Origin of the sequence: Bradyrhizobium sp. CCBAU 53351 (assembly GCF_015291745.1) — a bacterium.
Taxonomy (GTDB): Bacteria; Pseudomonadota; Alphaproteobacteria; order Rhizobiales; family Xanthobacteraceae; genus Bradyrhizobium.
In genome coordinates this window covers 4,529,654-4,551,063 of the sequence record NZ_CP030059.1, presented here as the reverse complement: position 1 = coordinate 4,551,063, position 21,410 = coordinate 4,529,654, and the positions used below count along the sequence as shown (strand labels likewise).

Sequence of the window (21,410 nt, the reverse complement as noted above, 5' to 3'; positions counted from 1 at the left end):
CATGGAGCGTCTGCATGGTCGCGGCCGCTTTCATCAGTCAATGGACATCGCTCTTGCTCACCCGCCGCTCCACTCTCGGCCTTCTTGCCGCATCTGCCATCCTGCCGCAGCGCGCGCTCGCCCACGTCGCGCCGCCGCGCAATGAGATCCGTGACAGTCTCGCAAAGCGCTTCACCGACCTCGGCACATCAGGCACCTTCGTCGGCTACAAGGTCGAGGACTATCTGATCGTCGCCAGCGACAAGGAGCGCTCGGGCGAGGGCAAGCTGCCGGCCTCGACCTTCAAGATCCCGAACTCGCTGATCGCGCTCGAGACCGGCGTCGTCACCGATCCCGACAAGGACGTCTTCCCGTGGGATGGCGTGAAGCGGCCGATCGAAGCCTGGAACAAGGATCACACGCTGCGCAGCGCGATCGCGGTCAGCGCGGTGCCGGTCTATCAGGAGATCGCGCGGCGCATCGGCCAGGAGCGCATGCAGAAATATGTCGACGAGTTCGACTACGGCAATCGCGACATCGGCGGCGGCGTCGACCAGTTCTGGCTCACCGGAAATTTACGCATCGATCCAGTCGAGCAGATCGATTTCGTCGACCGGCTGCGCCGCCGCGCGCTGCCGATCTCAAAGCGCAGCCAGGATCTGGTCGCCGACATCCTGCCGGTGACCAAGGTGGGCGAGGCCATCATCCGCGCCAAGTCCGGCCTGCTCGGAGCCGAGCGCGGCGAGCCGTCGCTCGGCTGGATGGTCGGCTGGGCCGAGAAGGGCGAGGTGCACACGGTGTTCGCGCTCAACATGGATTGCAAGGAGCCGCGCCTCATCGGCGAGCGCATGAGCCTGACGCAAGCCTGCCTTGCCGAGATCGGCGCGATCTAGCGCTGTCGCGCCAGCGCCGCTCGACTAGCATCCTTCCGGGCAAGAAAGATAACCGGGAGGACAACAATGAACTCAACACCAATCTGGCTGTCGTCGCTTACGCTCGCTGCAGCCGGCGGCTGGCTTGCCGCCACCATGTTTGCCGGCCCCGCAACCAGCAAGGAGCCGCGCTTTCCGCAGCTCACCATGGACCAGCTCGACGCCAAGCAGAAGCCGCTTGGCGAGCAAATCATGAAGGTGTCGAGCGTCGGCATCGGCGGTCCCTACAATCCTATGATCCGCAGCCCCGTGTTGGGCCAGCGCCTGTTCGACCTGTTCCATTATCTGCGCTGGGAGACCTCGGTCCCGCTGAAGCTCAACGAGTTCGCGATCCTGATCATCGGGCGGCAATGGCGTTCGCAGGTGGAATGGTTCGCGCATGCGCCGCTGGCAGCCAAGGCGGGCCTCTCCTCCGATATCATCGCGGAGCTGAAGGCCAACAAGCGCCCGTCGAAGATGGCCGAGGACGAGACCGTGGTCTACGATTTCGTCACTGAGCTTACCACGACCAAGAAGGTCACCGACGAGACTTACGCGCGGGCGAAGAAGGTGTTCAATGATCAGCAGATCGTCGACCTCACCGCACTCGCCGGCAATTACGTGATGGTCGCAATGCTGCTGGCCATGGCGGAGGAAACCGTGCCGCCGGGCAAGGAGGAGCCGTTCAAGCCGGGCGAGCCGTAGGTCTCACTCTCTCGGCCCGTCATTGCGAACGGCGCTCCCACCACGTCATTGCGAGGAGCTCGCTGATGCGAAGAAATCCAGAGTTTTTACGTTGAGGAAGTCTGGATTGCTTCGCTGCGCTCGCAATGACGGAGTATGTGGCGCACATGCGCAGCTGCCGTAGGGTGGGCAATGGCGCGTAGCGCCGTGTGCCCACGATTGTTTCTCTGTCGTGATTGTTAGGTAGACACGCTTCGCATTGCCCACCCTACGGCACCGCGCGCGGAGCAGGCGCATTCACCCCAGCTTGAACAAAACCTGCAAGAACTCCTCCACCGCCTTGCGCGCCTCGGCGGCCGTCTTTGGATTGCCGCCGACATGCGGGTTCAACTCGACACAGGAATCCTTATAGGTAAAGGGCGCGTTGGTCTCGCCGTTCATCAGCACGCCGCCGTCGCCTTCCTTGATCCGGCAGTTGCGCACGGTTTGCGCATTGGCTGACACCGCAACGGTGCTGACGCCGAGCAGGCCGCTGTCGAATCCGTGTGCGCTGTCGGGATATTCGGTCAGCACGACATCACGGCCCGCTGCCTTGAGCCGTTCGACGAACGCCTTGCAGCTCTTCACGGGATTGTAGTCGTCTGGCGTGCCGTGGAAGATGCGGATCGGGCGCGCGGCGACCTCGTTGTCACCAACATACGTCGTCGAGCAGTCCGGATAGAACGGGACGTACGCCGCGAACTGGATGCCCGACTTGTTCCAGAGCTTGTTGAAGCGGTCGAGGCTTGCGTAGAGCGTTGCCTGTCCGCCGCGGGAAAAGCCCATCAGCACGATGCGGTCAAGATCGACGCGCGGGTGTTTCGCCAGGATCTCCAGCGAACGGTAGATGTCGATGATCAGATTGAGCCGGCCGAGCAGCGCCTGGTTCGGTCCGACCACCGTCAGCCCGCGGCCGGTGAAACCGTCGATCACGAAGGTCGAGATGCCCATGGCGTTGAAGGCGTGCACCCAGGCTTCCGTGGTGGCGCCGACGCCGCTCGAGCCGTGCATCAGCACCACGACGGGGAGTTTGCCGGTCCCCTGCGCCACGCGGAATTCGCCGGCCACCGTCACTGGCTTGCCGGCCGCCGCATCGCCGCTGAGGAATTTCTGGTCGGAGAGAGTGAGAGAGGGGATCGGGTAGATCTCGGCGCGGGTGGCGACTTCCTTGGGCAGCGACTGCGCATAAGCGAGCCCGGTGGCAGCGCAGAGCGCAATGAGCGCCATGGCGGCGCGGAATGCCGTCGGCATCGGATCCTCCCGTGTGATTTTCAGGGAGTAGACCAACGGACTTGCGGGCTGTCAATTTTGATGCCGCCTGCTTCCACGGTGTCATGGCCGGGCTTGTCCCGGCCATCCACGATCTTGTCTATCGGACGCTGCCAAAGAACGTGAATGCCCGGGACAAGCCCGGACACCTTGCTTTGAAAGACTTCAGCCCTCGTCGGCTGTCTTCTTCGCGGTCAGCGCCTGGTCGATCGCGAAGCCGCCGATCTCGCTCATCGCCTGCGAGATCACGTCGCCCTTGCGGGCAAAGCCGGCGGAGAGGAAATCGAACTGCGTCCGCGCCAGCCGCAGCACCTCGATCGGCACCGAGACCGCGGTCTCGTTGAAACTGTCGACGGAGGCGCGCAAGCTGTGCAGCTCGGTCGTTAGCTTGACGATATGGCTCTCGGCATTCTGCATCAGGCCGATCAGCTTGCCGCGCTCGGCATCGAAGGCGGCGCGCTCGGCGGCGGCTGCCGCGGTGACCTCGGCAAGCTGCGCCCGCAGCACGTCGATCTGCCCGACCATGGCATCGGAGGCGAGCTCGGCCGCCTCGCGCAGCTCGGCGTTGCGCGTGCTCTCGATCTGCTGCTGGTGATACAGCCGCTCGGCCGACATCGCCCGCTGGCCGAGCTGCTCGATCAGGCTCGCGGCGCGCAGCAGCATCTCGCCATTTCGCCCCGACACCATGCTGGCCATGCGCCGCAGGAAGTCGACGGTATCTGACGATGAGTTCGGCGGCAGGGGGACGACCGTCGCAGACATGTGTGACGCTTGAGCCAGGCTGTGGTGACCGCCGCCGTACCGACTGGGCTCACGCAACATTCGGCGCCTGATCGCGAATGCGGAGCAAGCCTGAATCGGCAGGCCCGGTCAACCGGGCGGGGACACCAATTTGCGAGGCCCCGGCCGGGATCAGGCGCGCCTCTGCGAGCCGCCCCGGCCGGGCCGGGTGAATGGGGAAGCCGGGCCGTCCGGCCATTCCCGCGTCCGCCATCGGCTAGCCGGCAAAACTTTGGAATTCCTTGCGCTTTCCCGCTGCTTCAAGGCAGCCCTGCGGCGCCGAAAGGCGCTTTCCGGCTTGCAAAATGCCGTGTTAGAACCCCCGGCAATCGCATTTAGGCTTAAGAACTGGCGGGAGCAAATGAAGCACATCCTGGACGCCCTTGAAGATCGTCGCGCCGGCGCCAAGCTCGGCGGCGGGGAGAAGCGCATCGAGGCGCAGCACGCCCGCGGCAAGCTGACCGCGCGCGAGCGGATCGAGCTGCTCCTCGACAAGGGATCGTTCGAGGAGTTCGACATGTTCGTCCAGCACCGCTCCACCGAGTTCGGCATGGAGAAGAACAAGATCCCCGGCGACGGCGTCGTCACGGGGTGGGGCACCGTCAACGGCCGCAAGACGTTTGTCTTCGCCAAAGACTTCACGGTGTTCGGCGGCTCGCTGTCGGAAACGCACGCGCTGAAGATCACGAAACTCCAGGACATGGCGATGAAGGCGAGGGCGCCCATCATCGGCCTCTATGATGCCGGCGGCGCCCGCATCCAGGAAGGCGTCGCCGCGCTCGCCGGTTATTCCTACGTGTTCCGCCGCAATGTGCTCGCCTCCGGCGTGATCCCGCAGATCTCCGTCATCATGGGCCCCTGCGCCGGCGGCGACGTCTATTCGCCCGCGATGACCGACTTCATCTTCATGGTGAAGAACACCAGCTACATGTTCGTCACCGGCCCCGACGTCGTGAAGACCGTCACCAACGAGGTCGTCACCGCCGAAGAGCTCGGCGGCGCCTCGGTGCACGCCACGCGCTCCTCGATCGCCGATGGCGCCTTCGAGAACGACGTCGAGACGCTGCTGCAGATGCGGCGTCTGATCGACTTCCTGCCGTCCAACAACACCGACGGCGTGCCGGAATGGCCGAGCTTCGACGACATCGGCCGTGTCGACATGTCCTTGGACACGCTGATCCCCGACAATCCGAACAAGCCTTACGACATGAAGGAGCTGATCCTGAAGGTCGTGGACGAGGGCGACTTCTTCGAGATCGCGGAGAGCTTCGCCAAGAACATCGTCACCGGCTTCGGCCGCATTGCGGGCCGCACCGTCGGCTTCGTCGCCAACCAGCCGATGGTGTTGGCCGGCGTGCTCGACTCGGACGCCTCGCGCAAGGCCGCGCGTTTCGTGCGCTTCTGCGATGCCTTCAACATCCCGATCGTCACCTTCGTCGACGTGCCAGGCTTCCTGCCGGGCACCGCGCAGGAATATGGCGGCCTGATCAAGCACGGCGCCAAGCTGCTGTTCGCCTATTCGCAGTGCACGGTGCCGCTGGTCACCATCATCACCCGCAAGGCCTATGGCGGCGCCTTCGACGTCATGGCCTCCAAGGAGATCGGCGCCGACATGAACTACGCCTGGCCGACCGCCCAGATCGCCGTGATGGGCGCCAAGGGCGCGGTCGAGATCATCTTCCGCAGTGACATCGGCGACCCCGACAAGATCGCCGCCCGCACCAAGGAATACGAAGACCGCTTCCTGTCCCCGTTCATCGCCGCCGAACGCGGCTACATCGACGACGTCATCATGCCGCATTCGACGAGGAAGCGGATCGCGCGAGCGCTGGCGATGCTGAAGGACAAGAAGGTGGAAGCGCCGGCGAAGAAGCACGACAATTTGCCCTTGTGAGGACCGCGTAGGGCGGGTTAGCGAAGCGTAACCCGCCACTCATCCGAACGCGGCGGATTACGGCTACGCCTAATCCGCCCTACAATCGGCATCCTCGATCCAATGACCGAAGACGATCCGACCGACGAAATCTCCGACATTGAAGATCGCATCGAGGCTCTCGCCGAGATCGCCGAGCGTTGCCGCAAGTACATCCTGGCGTCGAAGATCGCCATCGGTGCAGGGGCGGCGCTGCTGGTGGTGACGATCCTCGGCGTGTTCGGGTTCGGTCAGACCGCCGCACTCGGATCGATCGCGCTGGTGCTCGGCGGGATCGTCTCGCTCGGCTCGAACGTCTCGACGCTGCGGCAGACGGACGAGGCCATCAGCGCGGCGGAGGCGCGCCGTGCGGCGCTGATCGGCAGTATTGACCTGCGCGTCGTTGCCGATGCGCCGTTGAAGCTGGTGTGAGGTGTAGGACGGATTAGCGATAGCGTAATCCGCCAAGGTTTGCGTTATTGGATGGGGAAGTGGCGGATTACGCTGGCACTAATCCGCCCGACGCATCCAGCGTCAACACGCCTCACGCGGCGGTCTTGAGCGTCAGCTCCGACAATTCCGTGCGGCATTCGGCGGCGAAGGCTTGCAGCCGGTCGGCGGTCTGGCGGTCGAGGATGGCTTTGGCCAGCCGCTCGGCGCGGGCGATCTGTCGCTTGAGATATTCGATGCGGACCATGGGTCACCTTCCAATTGCTTCCGTCCGGTGCTGGCGACCGTAGGCCGGGTGCTGGATTGATTATGTGAGGCGGATCACGCTCCGCGGGCCTTGTCGCCGCGGCGGAAGAATGCACACGTATTGCGACACATGATAAATCGTATAACCTAGGGGTAGATTTTGAGTTTTTCATAAGGAATTTTCCCATGCGAGCGCGGGCATCGAAGGATGGACTGACACTGCGTGTCATTGCTGGCTCAAACAACGTGTTGCTGGCGATGGATCTCGAGGAGCCGAAGCGAAAGGGCTGCCTCGGATTCACCATTGAGCGGACGGATGTCGACACCGGCGCGCGGCGCTGGCTGCCCAACATGCTTCGGTTCGACGTCGATCCGCTCGACGCAGCCGACATCGCGCAGGCCGCCATTCCAGCGGTCGAGGCGGACCCGAAGCCGGTGCCGGCCGCCAAGAAGGCCGCCAAGAAAAGGGGAGCAGCCAAGAACGCTGCGCCGCGGGCGCCGGATCAGGACGCTCCGATGGTGTCGACCGCTCGCGCTCCGTTGCAGAAATTCCGCTGGGGCGACTACACGGTCGATCCCGGAAAGTCTTATCGCTACCGCGTCGTTCCGCGCTACGATCCGGCGGCGAAGATCGTCCAGGATGGCAAGGAAGCCGAGCGGCGCCGCGAATTCGACACCATTCAGGGCGGCGTGACGGTCGAGGTCAAAACGGAAAACAACCACGGCCATGATGCTTCGGTGTTCTTCAATCGCGGAGCTGCCGCGAGCCGCGCCTATAATAGCCGCTATGGCGACAACGACCCCGCCAGGATCCCCGACGCTCTATGGTGGCTTTCGCGCGGGCTCGAGGAAGCGCTGATCGGGTTTATCGGCCAGGCGGTCGATTCCAGCTATGCCGTTCATGCCGCGATCTACGAATTTCAGAAGCCCAAGCTGCTCGAAGCATTGACGCGTGCGGCGGGCCGTGGCGTGGACGTCAAGGTCGCCTACCACGCGCGACAGAAGAGCAAGCAGGGCAAGCCTGATCCAGCGGACAAGACGGCGGCCAGGAATCGCGCGGCCATCGCGGCGGCAGGGATCACATTCGCCAAACCTCGCGATGCGGATCCACAAGGCGCGATCATGCACAACAAATTCGTCGTTCTGCTGAAGAAGGGGGCGAATGGATCGATGCAGCCGATCGCGGTGTGGACCGGATCGACAAACTGGACCGACGGTGCGATCTACGGCCAGCTCAACCTGGGACACGCCAGCTACAATGTGAAGATCGCCACGGCGTACAACGACTATTTCCAGTCGCTGTACAACAACGATTCAGCCAGGGACATCAAGAAGCACACCCAGTTCTTGACGCCGGTGCCGAGGGATCGCGACAGCATTCCACACGGGGTCACGCCGATCTTCTCTCCCCAGTCGAAGCTGGAGATGATCGATCTCTACGCGGAGCTTTGCCGGACCGGGAAGATCGTGATGGTCAGTGCGCCCTTCGTCCTGCATCCGAAGATTCTCGCAACCTTCAAGAAGACGCCGAAGGGCACGCTGCGCTTTCTGATGGCGGACAAGGGCAGTTCGTTCGGCAAGGCGGGAGCCGTGAAGCTGCTCGAGCACGACGCTGCCAACCAGGTCTCGGTTGCAACCACGCTGAGCTCGGCGCTGCACGATTTCCAGGGGCGGCTGCTCGAGCATGAGGAGAGCTTCCACCATTCCGGAGTTCACATCCACTCCAAGATCATCGCGATCGATCCGTTTGGGCAGGACCCGATCCTGGTCACGGGGTCAGCCAATTTCTCCAACAACTCGACGAAAACCAACGACGAGAACAGCCTGATCATTCGTGGCGATACCGCCGTGATGGACATCTACATCACGGAATTCATGCGCATGTTCGAGCACTATTGGTTTCGCGCGCATGTGGAGGGAAAGACCAAAGGCGGCAAGAAGAAAAAGAGCGTCGAGGCGCGCATCGCGGGATTGAAGAAGGATGATAGCTGGACGGACCCGTACTACAAGTCCGGAAGTCGCGAGGAGACCGATCGCCTGGCGTTCGCCGGCCTGGCGACCTAGAGCAGTCATCCCTGGAGCGCGGGCATCTGCCGACGCGACCCGCGCTCGTCTAGGTGATGGAACGGCAAATTGCTGCCTTTGCCTAATGCTTGTGGTCAGCGTCCGCCGCCGCGAAATGCGCCATCTGGTCGGCGTGCGCCTTGATGAACGCCGGGCGGCCGGTGGCGCGCGCGACGTAGGCGCGGCAGGCGGGGCTGTCCGCCAGCCCGCCGAACATGTCGACGAGACGCAGCACGTCCGCCATCAGGATGTCGGCGACCGAGAAGGAGCCCGCCAGCCATTCGCGCCCCGCTAGCACCGGCTCGAGATGCTTCAAGCGAAGCTTGAGGAAGTCGTCGACGAATTTCCAGGCTGCCGTGTCGGTCGGATGTCCCATGAACTTCGACATTCCCCAGGGCAGGCTGGCCATCTCCACCGAATTGAGCGCCGCGAATACCCAAGCCGTCGCCTCGGCGCGGCCGCGCGGATCTGTGGGCATCAGCTTCTCGCTGCGTTCGCCGAGATGAAGCAGGATTGCGCCGGTCTCGAAGATCGAGATGTCGCCGTCGGTCAGCCACGGCACCTGGCCGAACGGCTGGTGCGCGAGGTGCGCAGGCCTGCGATCGTCGAACGGCGTGCTGGCGACGCGATAGGGCAAGGCGGCTTCTTCCAGCGCCCAGCGCACTCTGAGATCGCGCACGAGGCCACGCGGCGGTTCCGGAACCCAATTGAAGGTGGTGAGGGTGAGGTCGGCCATTTGCTGTCTCCGTGTCCTGGTTCGAACAAAGGACGAGCGAAGGGCGCCCGTTCCGACACCGGTGCCACTCTTTTTGCCGCCGGCGATTTGACCGGTTAGGCTCGCGCCAACACCAGGAGGAACCCGATGCCCGCCGCCTTCTTCGTCGTCCGCGCCATCGTCCCCGACGCCGGCAAGCGCGCTGCCTTCGACAAATGGTACGAGACGGAACATCTGCCCGACGCGATGGAGACCTTCGGCGTGAGCCGAGCGTCGCGGTTCTGGAGCCTCGATGATCCCTCGCTGCACGTGGCGATGTATCAGTTCGACGACGAGGCCAGACTTGCGGCCATGCTGGAAGGTGATGCGTTGCAGAAGCTCGTCGTCGATTTCAACCGCGACTGGCCCGACGTGAAGCGCTCGCGCGAGACGCTGGTGCTGGCGCAGGAAGTTTCCACGTGAGGCACAGCGAATGTTCGCTTCGCACCGAGTCTGAACATGCGATTCAGCTTCGGTTCATGTCGTGGCCGCGACACTTCCTCTGCATCACTTGCACGAAGATCCAAGAGGAAGAAGCCATGGAGCGCCGGAACTTTTTGAAGCTTGCATTGGGGGTGACGGCGGGCGCCGCCGCCTTCGCCGCGACCGCGCGGGCCGCGCCGCTGTCACCGCAGCCCGTCATTGATCCCGCACGTGCGCCGCAAGGCAATGCCGACGCTCATCCCGCCGTCACCACCAGTGAGGAAGCCGCCAAGCTGACGCCCGAGCAGGTGCACTGGCATGGCCATCACGGCCATTGGGGATGGCGCCGCCGTCATTGGCGCCGGCATCACCGGCGCTGGCACCGCCGCCATTACTGGTAAGCTCGCCAGAGCGCGTGAATTGGACGGGGATCGCAGCCAGCGGTCCCCGTTTCGATTCGGAGGTGCTTCAATTTCGATGCGAATCGTCAGGTGAGCCGCGAAACGAAGATGGCCGCGCAGGCTTTCGCCGCGCGGCCATCTTGCGATGCGAAGAGATCAGAACGGGCGGCAGCGGCCGGCGTACCAGCGGAAGCCATAGGGGCATACGCGCGCGCGGGGCACGACCACGACCGGCGGGGCGACCACCACCGGGGCGGGGCGCACCACGACCGCGCCGCGCATCGGGCGGCAATTGCCATAGGGACCGCGATAGAAGCCGCGGCCGCAGCCCTCAGCGGCGCTGGCCGCCTCACCGAATCCGACGACAGCGGTGGCAAGCACGGCGGCGGCGAACAGGTATTTCATTTGATCTTCCTTCTCGTCCTTGGGGGAAAGTCTTTGGGGGCGGCGCTCGCGGCGCACAATGAATCAAAAGACGCGATTCGACATGTCAAATCTTGCAACATATCGGCACAGCGCGATCCAAACCTGCCAATCATGACCTGAATGCGGCATGAACGTTCCCTCGCACAGGGCCTGAGGCGACAGAAATGGCGCCGGCGGCCGGGGGCCTCCAAGCTGCCGTGCCGCCGGAGCACTCCAGGACGCAATGGGAGCGCGCGCCGGTCAGTCCCTTACGTTGCCGAACAGCGCGGCAAACTGCTTCTCGCCGGTGCGGGTGAAGTTCACGACGCGGCTGCCGGGCGTGGCGTCGCGCGCCGCCCATTTCAGCTCGGCGAAGCGCTGCATCATGGCAGCCCCCAGCGTGCCGGCGAGGTGATGCCTCCGCTCGCTCCAGTCCAGGCACGCCTTGCACACCGGGCGCCGCGGATGGGTGAGCATGTCGGGCGAGATCTGCAGATGCCTGGCGAGAAAACGCTCGCCCTCGGCGGTCAGCTCGATGTCCTGCTTCTTCTGCCTGACCAGATTCCGCTCGCGCAAGGAATCGAGCATCTGCACGCCGAGATCGCCGGCGAGATGGTCGTAGCAGATCCGCGCGCGCCGCAGCGCCGGGTCCTTCGGTCCGGTGCGCACCCGCATATGGCCGGTGCGCGCGGCAAGCCCTGCAAGACCTTCGAGCACGCCCGCGACGTCGTCGTCGGTGAGGCGATAGTAGCGGTGGCGGCCCTGCTTCTCCGGCTCGACCAACCCGCCGGCCTCGAGCTTGGCCAGATGCGAGCTCGCGGTCTGCGGCGTGATGCCGGCTTCCTGCGCCAGCTCGCTCGCCGTCAGCGCGCGTCCGTTCATCAGCGCCGTGAGCATGTTGGCGCGGGCGGGGTCGCCGACCAGCGAGGCGACCATGGCGATGTCGGGGCCTGATTTCATGCTTCGATGGTAGCCGAAGCATTGTGGTCGGGCAAGGCCGTAGCGTGTCACCAGTTCGTCATTGCGAGGAGCCCGTGACAAATTGCGAAGCAATTTGCACGGGGCGACGAAGCAATCCAGGCTGTCTCCGCGGTGAGGTTCCTGGATCGCTTCGCTGCGCTCGCAATGACGGCGTGGAAACAAGGAGCCCACCATGTCCGTCACCGTTTTCATCCGCTACCAGCTCGATCCCTTCAAGCGCGCGCAATTCGAGGAGTACTCGAAGCGCTGGCTCACCATCATCCCGAAATGCGGTGGCGACCTGATCGGCTATTTCATGCCGCACGAGGGCACCAACAACATCGCCTTTGGGCTGATCACCTTCGAGAGTCTGGCCGCCTATGAGGCCTATCGCGCCCGGTTGCGACAGGACACTGAGGGCATGGCCAATTTCCATTTCGCCGAGGAGCACAAATTCATCCTCGCCGAAGAGCGCACCTTCCTGCGTCAGGTGGTATTGTAGGCCACGCCAGCATGATCCGGACCCGAAGGGCCGCGTTCGCGCAAAGTGCAGCGCGGTTTTCCGGATCATGCTCAAACAAAAGGAGACGCCCATGATCGCCGTGATCTTCGAGGTCTGGCCCAAGCCCGAACATCGCCAGGATTATTTCGACCTCGCCGCCGATCTGAAGCCGATCCTGCAAACCATCGACGGCTTCATCTCGGTCGAGCGTTTCGAGAGCCTGACCGACAAGGGCAAGATCCTGTCGGTGTCGTTCTGGCGGGACGAGGCGGCGGTTGCGGCCTGGCGTAACACGATGGAGCACCGCCGCACCCAGGCCAAGGGCAGGGCGCAGATCTTTGCCGACTATCATCTGCGCATTGCGAGTATCGTCAGGGACTACAGCATGACCGACCGGGACGAAGCGCCCAAGGACAGTCGCGCCGTGCACGACGCGCACTAGCGTAGGCATTCATGCGCGCCTATCTCTGCGCGGCCAACAATGGAGAACAAAAATGCACGTCACGACGGCGGACAAGCGCGCGACCTTCAAGAAGATGCACGAGAGCGGCTGCTTCATCCTGCCCAATCCGGTCGACGTCGGCAGCGCCAAGGCGTTGCAGCATCTCGGTTTCAAGGCGATCGCCTCGTCGAGCGCGGGCTTTGCCTGGACCATCGGCAAGGCCGACAACCATGTCAGCGTCGAGGACATCTGTCAGCATCTGGCAGCATTGAGCTCGGCGGTCGATATTCCCGTGAACGCCGATTTCGAGGGGGGCTTCGCGGTCGAGCCGGACAGGGTCGCTGACAATGTCGAGCGCTGCGTGCGCACCGGCGTTGCCGGCCTCTCGATCGAGGATTCCACCGGCGACAAGGACAAGCCGATCTACGAGCGCGCACTCGCGGTCGACCGCATCAAGGCCTCGCGCAAGGCGATCGGCGACAGCGGCACGTTGCTGGTCGGCCGCTGCGAAGCCTATTTGTGGGGCGTGACCGATCTCAAGCTGGTGATCGACCGGCTCACCGCTTATGCCGACGCAGGGGCCGACTGCCTTTATGCACCAGGCCTGAAGACCCGCGAGGACATCAGCGCCGTGGTGAAGGCTGTCGCGCCAAAGCCGTTCAACCTGTTGATCGGCGCGTCCGGCCTGTCACTGAAGGAGGCCGAGGATCTCGGCGTGCGCCGGATCAGCGTCGGCGGCTCGCTCGCCCGCGCCGCCTGGGGCGGCTTCATGCGCGCGGCCAAAGAGATGGCGGAGAAGGGCACGTTCACCGAGCTCGGCAGCGGCTATCCCGGCGGCGAGCTCAACAAGATGTTCAGCTAGCGGCACAACGAAAAGGCGGCGGGGCTTTGCGTCCCGCCGCCTTCGCACTCGTCGTGATCTCTTACTTCGCGCCGTCAGACGGCGTCTGCGTATCCGGGGCCGGCTTGCTTGGTGCCGCACCCGTGGTCACGCCCGGCGAGGTGTTGGTGCGCGGCGTCACGTCGCGCATGCCGGGAGGTGCCGCGGGATTGGTCGCGGGCGCCTGCTGGGCGGTTTGCGTTGCGGGCGTGGTGCTCGCCTGATTTCCGGTGCTGGTATTGTTCAGGCCGTAGAACACGGCACCCAGCACCAGTGCGATCGCAACGGCGAACAACGCAACCTTGCCGCTGGAGGCGGGGCCTTCGCCAAGCTCGGGATCGGCCTGTAGGTCGGCATCCCGGCGCGCCGCGCGAAGATACTCATCGTCGGCGAGGTTCGGGCGGTACGGATCGTTGGGAAAACGGTCGTCAGCCATCGATTGGATCTCCTCGGTTAAGACGCCTCGACAACCCGTGGATGCGAGTTCCGTTCCGCCCCGCCTTATGCTTTCGTCGCATGTTGCTCCGCCACCGGGAATCGGGAACCTGTCACTTCCGGGAACCGAGCGCGAGTTCCATGGTCGCGACGAGGGAACAAGCCCGGGGGAAACACCGATGTGGAGTCTGCCGCCGACAGATAGCGTGCTGCATTTCCTGTCCCTGGTCGCGATCGCCGCCCAAGGCATGACGGCCGCGCTTGCCGCGGGGCGGCGCAGCATGGACTGGCTCGGGGTCTGCTTCCTCGGTTGCATCACCGCGCTCGGCGGCGGAACGCTGCGCGATCTCTTCCTCGGGCATTATCCGCTGGTCTGGGTGCAAAACCCGACCTATCTCGCGCTCGCCGGCGGCGCGGCCTTCCTCACAATCCTGTTCGCGCGTCTCGTGCACCGGCTGAAGGTCGCCTTCATCGTGCTCGACGCCATCGGCCTCGTCGTCTTCACCATGGCAGGCTGTGACGTCGCCTGGCAGATGGATGCCTCGCTGCCGATCGTCATCGTCTCGGGCATGGTGACCGGCTGCGCCGGCGGCGTGCTCCGCGACGTGCTCTGCAACGACGTGCCGCTCTTGTTCCGATCCGAGCTCTACGCCAGCGTCTCGGTGGTGACCGGCCTGTTCTATGCGACCGCGTTCGGCCTCAAGCTCAACCCCGAGCTCTCGACCCTCCTGACCTTCGCGCTCGGCATCGGCTTCCGTCTGCTGGCAGTGCGCTACAAATGGGAGATGCCGAAATTCGTGTTCACGGGAGATGAGGAGAGGTGAGCGCTGTCGCGCGTGAACGGCGAATTGCGAATAGAGGTGGCCATTCGCCAATCACTACTCGCCATTCGCCTCTCGCATCCTCGCCTTCGCGACCTGCGCCGGCGTGACCAGCAGACCCGCATTGCCCCAGGAATTGCGGATGTAGTTCGTCACGGCCGCGATCTCCGCATCGGACAGCTGCTTGGCATAGCCCGGCATCTCACCGGTGTTGGGCGCGCGCGGCGTGGTCAGGGTGTGGGCGCCGTCGAGGATGATGCGCAAGGTGGAGGAGGGATTGTTGGATTGCAGCAGCGCATTGCCCGGCAGCGGCGGATAGATGCGCGGGGCGCCTGAGCCGTCGGCTTCGTGGCAGGCGATGCAGAGTTTTGCATAGACCGCCTGGCCCGCCTTCATCTCGGCCTCATCCGGCGGCGTGACGATGGTCTCGCGTCGCGCTGGCGGCAGGCCCTTCAAGTAAACCGCGATGGCGCGCACATCGGCCTCGCTCATCTTGGACGTCGAGTTGACGATGACTTCCGCCATCGGTCCGCCGGCATGGCTTTTGGCATTGCGCCCGCTCTGCAGATATTCGGCGATGTCTTGCGCACTCCACGACTGCAATCCCGTGCGTGCCGCGCCATCGAGCCGCGGCGCGTACCATCCGCCGACCTCGCTGCCCGACAAGGCTTGCGCGCTCTTGTCCGCGCCGAAATAATTCTTCGGGGTGTGGCAGGCGCCGCAATGGCCGAGACCGGTGACGAGGTAGCCGCCCCTGTTCCAGGCCGCGCTCTTGCTCTGGTCCGGCTCGAACAGGCCGGGCTTGAAATACATCGCGTTCCAGATCCGCATCAGGCCGCGATAGCCGAACGGCCAGCGCAGCTCCGGCGGCTTGTTGCGGCTCACGTCAGGCGCGAGCGTGCCGAGATAGGCGCGGATCGCCAGCGTGTCGTCCTTCGTCATCTTCGTGAAGAAGGGATAGGGAAAGGCCGGGTAATAGTTCGAGCCGTCAGGCGCGATGCCGGTGCGCACGGCGCGCACGAAGTCGGCGTCCGTCCAGGCGCCGATCCCGGTGTCGCGCTCCGGGGTCAGGTTCGGCGCATAGATCGCGCCGAAGGGGGTGTCGATGCGCTTGCCGCCCGCGAACGGTCTTGCGGGATCGGCGGTGTGGCAGCCCGCGCAGTCGCCGGCCTCGACCAGCGTCTTGCCGTAGGCGATCAGCTCCGGCGACGGCTCGGCGGCGAGGGCCATGCCTGCAACCGCACTGCACAACGCCACGCCCGCAACAGCCAAGCCCGTCAGAATCGTCCGCATCCCAAGCTTCTCCTGCGACCAATCGACCGCACCGACGCAAGCGCGCCATCAATTCATTTCGCGATGGCGGGGGTATGGTGACACAAATTGAAAATGGCATGCGTGTTTCAGGCCACGAAATTGCGATTTTTACCCGGGCCTCCCTTTGCTCCAGATTTGTGATGCGGATCGTGAATTATCCGACATAGAGTGGCGAAACTGGTCGGCGCGCCCTAGCTAAAAACAACGGGACGGCAACGGCTTAAGCGACGCGAAGTGACAAAGACCTGAACAGGGCGGCAAAAGAGGACAGCATGGGCATCAACCAGGGTCCGATCAGTCTCGATCAAAAATACACCCAGGAAACCGGACACGTCTTCACCACGGGCATCCAGGCCCTGGTCCGCCTGCCCATGGCCCAGATCCGGCGCGACCGCGCCAGCGGCCTCAACACCGCGGGTTTCATCTCCGGCTATCGCGGATCGCCGCTCGGCGGCTACGACCAGCAGCTGTTCGCCGCGCGAAAGCATCTCGAGCAGTACAACATCAAGTTCCAGCCCGGCGTGAACGAGGACCTCGCGGCGACAGCCGTCTGGGGCTCGCAGCAGCTCAACCTCTCGCCCGGCGCCAAATATGACGGCGTGGTCGGCATCTGGTACGGCAAGGGCCCGGGCGTCGACCGCTGCGGCGACGTGTTCCGCCACGGCAATGCGGCAGGCTCGGCCAAGAACGGCGGCGTGCTGTGCCTTGCCGGTGACGACCACGGCGCCAAATCCTCGACCGTCCCGCATCAGTCCGACCACGCCTTCATGTCCGCGCTGATGCCGTATCTTTATCCCTCGAGCATCCATGAGATGATCGAGATGGGCCTGCTCGGCATCGCGATGTCGCGCTATTCCGGCTGCTGGGTCGGCATGAAGGTGATCACGGAGACGGTGGAGACCACCGCCGAGATCGACCTCACCGACGAGATGAAGCCGTTCATCATCCCCGCCGATTTCGAGCTGCCGCCCGGTGGCCTCAACCTGCGCTGGCCCGACGACCGCTTCGAGCAGGACCGCCGCCTGCAGGACTACAAGGGCTTCGCCGCGATCGCCTTTGCACGCGCCAACAAGGTCAACCGCGTCACCATGGATTCGCCGAATGCTCGCTTCGGCATCATGGCCTCGGGCAAGAGCTATGAGGACGTGCGCCAGGCGTTGCGCGAACTCGGCATCACCGAGCAGGTCGCGGCCAAGATCGGCCTTCGCCTCTACAAGATCGGCATGCCCTGGCCGCTGGAGCCGGAAGGTGTGCATGAATTCGCGGTCGGCCTGGAGGAGATTTTCATCGTCGAGGAGCGCCGCGAGATCGTCGAGAACCAGGTCAAGCAGGTGCTGTTCAACTGGCGCGACGACGTCCGTCCGCGCATCGTTGGCAAGATGGACGAGCACGACAAGCGCTTCCTGACCTTCGCTGCCGAGCTCAGCGTCGCCTCGCTCGCGACCTCGCTTACCGAGCGACTTCTCAAGCTCGATCTCAACCCCGAGATCGCGGAGATGCTCCGCGCCAAGGCCGACTGGTTCAACGGCCGCCAGGCGACCCAGATGCAGGCGGTCGCGCCCGTTTCCCGCACGCCTTACTTCTGCTCCGGCTGTCCCCACAACACCTCGACGAAAGTCCCTGAAGGCAGCCGCGCGCTCGCCGGCATCGGCTGCCACTTCATGGCGCTGTGGATGGACCGCTCGACCGAGACCTTCACGCATATGGGCGGCGAGGGCGTGCCGTGGGTCGGCATCGCACCCTTCACCAACGAGAACCACATTTTTGCGAACCTCGGCGACGGCACCTATTTCCATTCCGGGCTGCTGGCGATCCGGCAGGCAGTCGCCTCCAAGACCAATATCACCTACAAGATCCTTTACAACGACGCGGTGGCCATGACCGGCGGCCAGCGTCATGACGGCGATCTCTCGCCGCAGCAGATCACCTTCCAGCTCCATGCCGAAGGCATTCGCGAGATCTATCTGGTCTCGGAGGCGCCCGACTCCTATCCGGCCGACACCATCGCCCCGGGCGTGAAGCTGTATCACCGCGACGAGCTGCAGAACGTCATGAAGATGTGCCGCGAGTTCAAGGGCACATCGGCCATCGTGTTCGTGCAGACCTGCGCGGCCGAAAAGCGCCGCCGCCGCAAGCGCGGCCTGATGGAGGATCCGGCGCGCCGCGTCATGATCAACCCGGCCGTCTGCGAAGGCTGTGGCGACTGCTCGGTGCAGTCGAACTGCATCTCCGTCGAGCCGCTGGAGACCGAGTTCGGCCGCAAGCGCGCCATCAACCAGTCCTCCTGCAACAAGGATTATTCCTGCCTCAAGGGATTCTGCCCGTCCTTCGTCACCGTGGACGGCGGCAAGCCGCGCCATCGCGCGCCGGCGGAGCTCGCCGATATCGGCGAATTGCCCGAGCCGGCGTCGCGGCCGACGCTTGACAAGCCCTATAACATCGCGGTCGGCGGCGTCGGCGGCACCGGCGTGCTCACCATCGGCGCGCTGCTCGGCATGGCCGCGCATATCGAGGGCAAGGCCTCGATGATCCTCGACATGTCGGGTCTTGCGCAGAAAGGTGGCGCGGTGCTCAGCCATGTCCGCCTGTCCGATCATCCGGCGGAGGTGACGTGCTCGCGCATCGTCACCGGCACGGCCGATCTCGTGCTCGCCGCCGACGAAGTCGTTGCCGTCGCCAAGGACACGATCTCGCTCTGCGACTCCAGCCGCACCCGCGGCGTCATCAACAGCCACGTCATTCCGACCGCCGATTTCGTGCTCAACCGCGACTTCAACTTCCAGACCCGCAAGCTGACCGGGCTCTTGGAGACGGCTCTGCACAAGGACTCCGTCTTCTTCGACTTCACCAAGCCCGCCGAGCAGCTGCTCGGCGATGCCATCGCCACCAACATGATGATGATGGGCTATGCCTATCAGAAGGGACTGTTCCCGCTGTCGGCTGAAGCGATCGAGCAGGCGATCGAGGTCAACGGCGTCTCGATCAAGATGAACAAGGAAGCCTTCCGCCTCGGCCGCCTCGCGGTCGCCGATCCCCAACGTCTTGCTGACATGCTGAAAGGCACCGACGAGGTCGTTGCGCCCAAAACGCTGGACGCGATGACGCTCGATGAAGTCATCGAGCATCGCGCCAGGCACCTGACCGCCTATCAGAACAACCGTCTGTCCAAACGCTATCGCAAGCTGGTCGAGCAGGTTCGCGATGCCGCGGTGAAGGGTGGCTACGGCGATGCGCTGCCGCGCGCGGTCGCCGTGAACTATGCCAAGCTGCTGGCCTACAAGGACGAGTACGAGGTCGCGCGCCTCTACACCGACGGCGCCTTCGAGCAGCAGCTCCGCGACCAATTCGAGGGCGACTTCAAGTTCAACTTCAATCTTGCCCCGCCAATCCTCGGCGGCGGCCTCGACGCGCTCGGCCGCCCGAAGAAGCGCGCCTTCGGCCCGTGGATGCTGAACGTCTTCCGCGTGCTGGCAAAGTTCAAGTTCCTGCGCGGCACGGCACTCGACATCTTCGGCCGCAGCGCCGATCGCAAGCTCGAGCGCGACCTGATCGCCGGCTACGAGAAGGACGTCGCCACCGTGCTCGGCCTGTTGTCGCCTGTTACGATCGACACCGCCGTCGAGCTGTTGTCGCTGCCCGACCGCATCCGCGGCTACGGCCCGGTGAAGGAGAAGGCCGTGGCGGATGCCAAGGTGCGTTACGCGCAGCTCGCGGCGGATTTGGCGAGCCCGCCGCCCGCGCCAAGGCAGATAGCGGCGGAGTAGGGCGGTCTCGTCGGGCGGATTGGCGAAGCGTAATCCGCCACGACCATAAGGGTCGAGATCGACGTGGCGGGTTACGCCTTTGGCTAATCCGCTCTACACCGCGTCACCATGATGAGCTCGCAAAGTCGCTTTTCTGCCTTGCGAATTCTCAAGTGGAATCAATCCCCGTTCTACTGTGCATGAGGTTGTTTTCGAGAAATGGGAAAGCCGCAGCCGCTGTGAGCTCGGTCCTGTTCGTCCCAGTTGCGCCAACCCGCTGCTCTCTCGCTGGGCGGAATATTTCCGCGCTTGCCAATCCGCCCACCGCGGTTCAGAAAAACGGGGCAATAAAAAACGCGAGCGGAGACTTCTGTTTTGACCATCAAGGGCAAGGCCTACATTGCCGGGATCTACGAACACCCGACCCGGCATGCGCCGGACAAATCCACCGCCCAGCTCCACGCCGAGGTCGCCAAGGGGGCGATCGAGGATGCCGGGCTCAGCAAGGACGATGTCGACGGCTATTTCTGCGCGGGCGATGCGCCCGGCGGCGCCTGGCCCATGGTCGACTATCTCGGCCTCAACACCAAGAAGCTGCGGCACGTCGATTCCACCGAGACCGGCGGCTGTTCCTACATCATCCATCTCGGCCATGCCGCCGAGGCGATCGCCGCGGGCAAATGCTCGATCGCGCTGATCACGCTGGCCGGCAAGCCGCGCACCGGTGTGATGCCGCCGCGCGCGGCCGGCGCGGAAGCTGATTTCGAGTCGGCTTATGGGGCGACCACGCACAATGCCTACGGCATGTGTGCCATGCGCCACATGCACGACTATGGCACCACCTCGGAGCAGCTCGCCTGGATCAAGGTCGCAGCCTCGCATCACGCGCAATACAATCCGCATGCGATGCTCAAGGACGTCGTGACCGTCGAGGATGTCCTCAACTCGCCGATGATCTCCGATCCCTTGCATCGCATGGATTGCTGCGTCGTCTCCGACGGCGGCGGCGCGCTGATCGTGACGACGCCGGAGATCGCCAAGAGCTTGAAGAAGCCGCTCGTGCGCCTGATCGGCCATGGCGAAGCGATGAAGGGCCCGCGCGGCGGAAAGGATCTCGACCTCACGTACTCGGCCGGAATCTGGTCCGGCCCGCGCGCGTTCGAGGAAGCCGGCATCACGCCGAAGGACATCAAATACGCCTCGATCTATGACAGCTTCACCATCACGGTGCTGATGCAGCTCGAGGACCTCGGGTTCTGCAAGAAGGGCGAGGGCGGCAAGTTCGTCGCCGACGGCAATCTGATCTCGGGCGTCGGCAAGCTGCCGTTCAACACCGACGGCGGCGGCCTCTGCAGCAACCATCCGGTCAACCGCGGCGGCATGACCAAGATCCTCGAGGCTGTGCGCCAGCTGCGCGGCGAGGCGCATCCCAAGGTGCAGGTTCCGAATTGCGATCTCGCCATCGCCCACGGCACCGGCGGCCTCTTGGGTGTTCGCCACGCCGCCTCGACGGCCATTCTGGAGCGCGTGTGATGAGCGAGACGAAAAAGTATCCGGCCCCGGTGACCAACCCCGAGACCGCTGCGTTCTGGGACGCGGCGAAAGAGGGCAAGTTCATGATCAAGCGCTGCACGGCGTGCGGCGAGGCGCATTACTTCCCGCGCTCGATCTGTCCGTTCTGTTACTCCGACAAGACGGTGTGGGAAGAGGCGTCGGGTGAAGGCACGATCTACACCTACAGCCTGATGCGGAAGTCGCCGACCGGTCCTTACGCCATCGGCTACGTCACGCTGAAGGAGGGGCCGTCGGTGCAGACCAATTTCGTCGACTGCGATCTGACGACGCTGAAGATCGGCCAGAAGGTGAAGGTGGTGTTCAAGCCGACGGACGGCGCCCCGCTGCCGTTCTTCACGGTGGCCTGACCTTTTCCCTTCTCCCCCTGTGGGAGAAGGTGGCGTAGGCCGCCTCCAGCGGCCGTTCTAACAGGGACGCCGAA

Annotated in this window: 22 protein-coding genes; 14 read left to right on the top strand and 8 right to left on the bottom strand. The window is 64.2% G+C overall.

Annotation, left to right across the window (positions count from 1 at the left end):
- Window positions 1–14: 14 nt before the first annotated feature.
- Together blaOXA and XH83_RS21500 are read left to right on the top strand one after the other, a co-directional pair.
- Complete coding sequence (blaOXA, locus tag XH83_RS21505) at window positions 15–872, top strand: class D beta-lactamase (RefSeq protein WP_371746108.1); 858 nt, start codon at window positions 15–17, stop codon at window positions 870–872.
- A gap of 66 nt (window positions 873–938) precedes the next feature.
- On the top strand, window positions 939–1,595 hold the full coding sequence (locus XH83_RS21500) for a carboxymuconolactone decarboxylase family protein (protein WP_194402771.1): 657 nt from the start codon (window positions 939–941) through the stop codon (window positions 1,593–1,595).
- Between the two features lie 276 nt (window positions 1,596–1,871).
- Here the strand turns inward: XH83_RS21500 and XH83_RS21495 are convergent, their stop codons facing one another.
- A complete protein-coding gene (locus tag XH83_RS21495; protein ID WP_194402770.1) occupies window positions 1,872–2,864 on the bottom strand; it encodes a dienelactone hydrolase family protein in 993 nt (330 codons plus the stop codon).
- A gap of 183 nt (window positions 2,865–3,047) precedes the next feature.
- A complete protein-coding gene (locus XH83_RS21490) occupies window positions 3,048–3,644 on the bottom strand; it encodes a hypothetical protein (RefSeq protein WP_194402769.1) in 597 nt (198 codons plus the stop codon).
- Window positions 3,645–4,023: 379 nt separating this feature from the next.
- Here XH83_RS21490 and XH83_RS21485 point away from each other — a divergent pair, with 379 nt between their 5' ends.
- Both XH83_RS21485 and XH83_RS21480 read left to right on the top strand, forming a co-directional pair.
- Window positions 4,024–5,556, top strand: a complete 1,533-nt coding sequence (locus XH83_RS21485; RefSeq protein ID WP_194402768.1) for an acyl-CoA carboxylase subunit beta — start codon at window positions 4,024–4,026, stop codon at window positions 5,554–5,556.
- Between the two features lie 102 nt (window positions 5,557–5,658).
- Window positions 5,659–6,006 carry a hypothetical protein gene (locus XH83_RS21480; RefSeq protein ID WP_194402767.1) on the top strand — a complete coding sequence of 116 codons (348 nt, stop codon included), beginning with the start codon at window positions 5,659–5,661 and terminating at the stop codon, window positions 6,004–6,006.
- Window positions 6,007–6,118: 112 nt separating this feature from the next.
- Here the strand turns inward: XH83_RS21480 and XH83_RS21475 are convergent, their stop codons facing one another.
- A complete protein-coding gene (locus XH83_RS21475) occupies window positions 6,119–6,271 on the bottom strand; it encodes a hypothetical protein (protein WP_194402766.1) in 153 nt (50 codons plus the stop codon).
- A gap of 185 nt (window positions 6,272–6,456) precedes the next feature.
- Between XH83_RS21475 and XH83_RS21470 the strand changes: the two genes are divergently transcribed.
- On the top strand, window positions 6,457–8,334 hold the full coding sequence (locus XH83_RS21470; protein ID WP_194402765.1) for a phospholipase D-like domain-containing protein: 1,878 nt from the start codon (window positions 6,457–6,459) through the stop codon (window positions 8,332–8,334).
- 82 nt (window positions 8,335–8,416) lie between these two features.
- Here XH83_RS21470 and XH83_RS21465 read toward each other — a convergent pair whose 3' ends face one another.
- The gene (locus tag XH83_RS21465; RefSeq protein WP_194402764.1) at window positions 8,417–9,070 is read right to left on the bottom strand and encodes a glutathione S-transferase family protein; all 654 of its coding nucleotides are present in this window, start codon (window positions 9,068–9,070) and stop codon (window positions 8,417–8,419) included.
- A 126-nt stretch (window positions 9,071–9,196) separates the two neighbouring features.
- Here XH83_RS21465 and XH83_RS21460 point away from each other — a divergent pair, with 126 nt between their 5' ends.
- Both XH83_RS21460 and XH83_RS21455 read left to right on the top strand, forming a co-directional pair.
- Window positions 9,197–9,511, top strand: coding sequence for a hypothetical protein (locus tag XH83_RS21460; RefSeq protein WP_194402763.1), 315 nt, complete (start codon window positions 9,197–9,199; stop codon window positions 9,509–9,511).
- 116 nt (window positions 9,512–9,627) lie between these two features.
- Complete coding sequence (locus XH83_RS21455) at window positions 9,628–9,912, top strand: twin-arginine translocation signal domain-containing protein (protein ID WP_194402762.1); 285 nt, start codon at window positions 9,628–9,630, stop codon at window positions 9,910–9,912.
- Between the two features lie 156 nt (window positions 9,913–10,068).
- Here the strand turns inward: XH83_RS21455 and XH83_RS21450 are convergent, their stop codons facing one another.
- Both XH83_RS21450 and XH83_RS21445 read right to left on the bottom strand, forming a co-directional pair.
- The gene (locus XH83_RS21450) at window positions 10,069–10,317 is read right to left on the bottom strand and encodes a GCG_CRPN prefix-to-repeats domain-containing protein (RefSeq protein ID WP_194402761.1); all 249 of its coding nucleotides are present in this window, start codon (window positions 10,315–10,317) and stop codon (window positions 10,069–10,071) included.
- A 261-nt stretch (window positions 10,318–10,578) separates the two neighbouring features.
- A complete protein-coding gene (locus tag XH83_RS21445) occupies window positions 10,579–11,277 on the bottom strand; it encodes a winged helix-turn-helix domain-containing protein (RefSeq protein WP_194402760.1) in 699 nt (232 codons plus the stop codon).
- Window positions 11,278–11,470: 193 nt separating this feature from the next.
- Here XH83_RS21445 and XH83_RS21440 point away from each other — a divergent pair, with 193 nt between their 5' ends.
- The 3 genes from XH83_RS21440 to XH83_RS21430 all read left to right on the top strand — a co-directional run bounded on the left by XH83_RS21440 (window position 11,471) and on the right by XH83_RS21430 (window position 13,083).
- On the top strand, window positions 11,471–11,779 hold the full coding sequence (locus XH83_RS21440; protein WP_194402759.1) for an NIPSNAP family protein: 309 nt from the start codon (window positions 11,471–11,473) through the stop codon (window positions 11,777–11,779).
- A 91-nt stretch (window positions 11,780–11,870) separates the two neighbouring features.
- Window positions 11,871–12,221 carry an antibiotic biosynthesis monooxygenase gene (locus tag XH83_RS21435; protein WP_194402758.1) on the top strand — a complete coding sequence of 117 codons (351 nt, stop codon included), beginning with the start codon at window positions 11,871–11,873 and terminating at the stop codon, window positions 12,219–12,221.
- Window positions 12,222–12,273: 52 nt separating this feature from the next.
- A complete protein-coding gene (locus tag XH83_RS21430) occupies window positions 12,274–13,083 on the top strand; it encodes an oxaloacetate decarboxylase (protein ID WP_194402757.1) in 810 nt (269 codons plus the stop codon).
- Between the two features lie 61 nt (window positions 13,084–13,144).
- Here XH83_RS21430 and XH83_RS21425 read toward each other — a convergent pair whose 3' ends face one another.
- On the bottom strand, window positions 13,145–13,537 hold the full coding sequence (locus tag XH83_RS21425) for a hypothetical protein (RefSeq protein WP_194402756.1): 393 nt from the start codon (window positions 13,535–13,537) through the stop codon (window positions 13,145–13,147).
- A 178-nt stretch (window positions 13,538–13,715) separates the two neighbouring features.
- On the opposite strand from XH83_RS21425, the gene XH83_RS21420 reads away from it, so the two are divergent.
- Window positions 13,716–14,360: a trimeric intracellular cation channel family protein gene (locus tag XH83_RS21420; protein ID WP_194402755.1), complete on the top strand. Its 645-nt coding sequence runs from the start codon at window positions 13,716–13,718 to the stop codon at window positions 14,358–14,360.
- Between the two features lie 54 nt (window positions 14,361–14,414).
- Here XH83_RS21420 and XH83_RS21415 read toward each other — a convergent pair whose 3' ends face one another.
- Window positions 14,415–15,650, bottom strand: coding sequence for a cytochrome c (locus XH83_RS21415; protein WP_194402754.1), 1,236 nt, complete (start codon window positions 15,648–15,650; stop codon window positions 14,415–14,417).
- A 293-nt stretch (window positions 15,651–15,943) separates the two neighbouring features.
- Here XH83_RS21415 and XH83_RS21410 point away from each other — a divergent pair, with 293 nt between their 5' ends.
- From XH83_RS21410 to XH83_RS21400, 3 genes are all read left to right on the top strand, one after another.
- Entirely contained in the window at window positions 15,944–19,435 is a 3,492-nt protein-coding gene (locus tag XH83_RS21410; RefSeq protein WP_194402753.1) for an indolepyruvate ferredoxin oxidoreductase family protein, read from the top strand.
- 354 nt (window positions 19,436–19,789) lie between these two features.
- Complete coding sequence (locus XH83_RS21405) at window positions 19,790–20,947, top strand: thiolase domain-containing protein (protein ID WP_194402752.1); 1,158 nt, start codon at window positions 19,790–19,792, stop codon at window positions 20,945–20,947.
- Window positions 20,947–21,336, top strand: coding sequence for a Zn-ribbon domain-containing OB-fold protein (locus XH83_RS21400; protein ID WP_063195061.1), 390 nt, complete (start codon window positions 20,947–20,949; stop codon window positions 21,334–21,336). Before XH83_RS21405 ends, XH83_RS21400 begins: the two co-directional genes overlap by 1 nt.
- Window positions 21,337–21,410 lie beyond the last annotated feature (74 nt).